Origin of the sequence: Paracoccus sp. Z118, assembly GCF_019061185.1 — a bacterium.
Taxonomy (GTDB): Bacteria; Pseudomonadota; Alphaproteobacteria; order Rhodobacterales; family Rhodobacteraceae; genus Paracoccus.
On the sequence record NZ_JAHQZU010000156.1, the window covers coordinates 1 to 324 of the forward strand.

Genomic DNA, 324 nt, shown 5'->3' on the forward strand with positions numbered 1-324 from the left:
AGCAACTCCCCCGCCCGCAGTTTCTTGCGCCAGTCATAGATCTGCCAGCGGGTCGCGCCATGCCGGCGCGCGACATCGGCCACCGTCACCCCGGGCATCAGGCTTTCCACCGCGATCCGCGCCCGCTCGCCCTTCGTGCGTCGGCGCCGACCGCTTGGTCCCTCAATCACCTCAAGCCGGGAAACCCCACCGTCGATCGAGCCGTCCAAATGGACGCCCATTTTGCCGTCTATCTCCAAAACCACCCCTCCGCGCCATGCCCACCCGCGGAGAATGGACCGATCAGATCAGCAGCGGCAGGAGGAGAGCGCCGTGGCGCTTACG

At 67.0% G+C, this 324-nt stretch carries 1 protein-coding gene; it reads right to left on the reverse strand.

Annotation, left to right across the window (positions count from 1 at the left end):
• Window positions 1–239: transposase (locus tag KTN05_RS17975; RefSeq protein ID WP_254368357.1), on the reverse strand; the 239-nt coding region annotated here is incomplete at its 3' end.
• Window positions 240–324: the final 85 nt, after the last annotated feature.